General features: G+C 67.2%; 1 protein-coding gene and 1 pseudogene. Both read right to left on the bottom strand.

From position 1 onward, the window contains the following. Window positions 1-108 precede the first annotated feature (108 nt). Window positions 109-864: a tyrosine-type recombinase/integrase gene (locus tag AF1_RS32535; protein ID WP_067808199.1), complete on the bottom strand. Its 756-nt coding sequence runs from the start codon at window positions 862-864 to the stop codon at window positions 109-111. Between the two features lie 141 nt (window positions 865-1,005). Beyond that, window positions 1,006-1,354, bottom strand: a pseudogene (locus tag AF1_RS32530) (transposase); the annotation flags it as partial.

Genomic DNA, 1,354 nt, shown 5'->3' with positions numbered 1-1,354 from the left:
CTTGTAAACAGAAGGTTAGGGGTTCAAGTCCCCTCGCCGGCTCCCAGCTCAAAGCCCCCTTCCGGGTGTTGGAAGGGGGCTTTTGCTAACGGGTTTGCTAACAGCCGACTACGCCGCGCCGTCGATCCTGTCCGCGAAGATCGTGGCCGCTTCGGCGAGCTGCTCGTTGACGACGTGCGCGTAGACCCGCAGCGTGATCGCCGGGTCAGCGTGCCCAAGCCGGGCCGCGACGACGTGTACGGGAACGCCCGCCAGGAGCAGAGTCGTCGCGTGGACGTGGCGGAGGTCGTGCAGTCTTGCGTGGGGGAGAGGCGTTACGCCGTCCGCTGCGTTGTGCTCTTTGATCAGCGTGGCCATAAGGGACGAGACCGTGTCCGGGTGCACCGGCTCACCCCATCCCGTGGCGAACACGTGGCCGTCTTCGGCGCCCTTCCAGAACTCACCGGCCTTGAGCTTGTCGGCGAGCTGGCGCTTCCGATGGGCCTTGAGGACGTCGACCGTGCCGAGGTCGAGGCTCACGACGCGAGACCGGCCGCTCTTGGTCGTCCCCTCGATGCGCTCGCCGGCGACGAACCCCACCGACCCCTTGATCTGGATCGAGGCCCCGTCGAGGTCGACGTCCGGCCACCGCAGGTTGAGCAGCTCACCGCGGCGAGCACCGGTGTAGGCGGCCAGGTGGAAGAAGGCCGACAGCCGATGGCCCTCAGCGGAGACGAGGAAGGCCCGGAGCTGTGCAGGCGTCCAGACCTTTCCCGGCTCACCGTGATGGAGCCGAGGCCGCTTCGCGCGTTCCGTGGGGTTGGACGCGATCAGCTCATCAACCCGGACAGCGTCGCCGAACGCCTTCCGAAGCACCGAGTGCACGTGCGCGACCGTCCGAGGCGAGAGGCCCTCACCCTTTCGACCTCCCACGGTGACGAGGTCGCGGTAGAGCTTGGTGATCTGGCCGGGCCGAACGCTGGAGGGGAGTGTCTGAAAGTCTGTGGGTGAGGTGGTGATCAGCTTTCAGTTCAGGGTGATGCGGTCACCGTAGTGCAGCGCCAGGGCGTTCAGGGCGGCCTTCCAGCCGGGGGTTTTGCCGGTGACGTTCGGCCGGTTCTTCAGCGGCTGGCGGATGACCAGGTAGAGCACTTTGAGTGCGGCCTGCTCGGAGGGGAAGTGCCCCCGTCGGCGGGTGGCCTGGCGGAACCGGGCGTTCAGGCTCTCAATCGCGTTGGTGGTGTAGATGACCTTGCGGATCTCGGCGGGAACGCCAGGAACGGGGTGAACGTGGGCCAGGCGTCCCGCCACAACCGGATCACCGCCGGGTAGCGGTCGCCCCACTCGGCCTCGAACTCGGTGAACCGCTGCTGGG

The organism is Actinomadura formosensis NBRC 14204 (assembly GCF_001552155.1).
Lineage (GTDB): Bacteria > Actinomycetota > Actinomycetes > Streptosporangiales > Streptosporangiaceae > Spirillospora > Spirillospora formosensis.
Note: the sequence above shows the minus strand (reverse complement) of the source record. Positions and strands in the feature narration are given on the sequence as shown.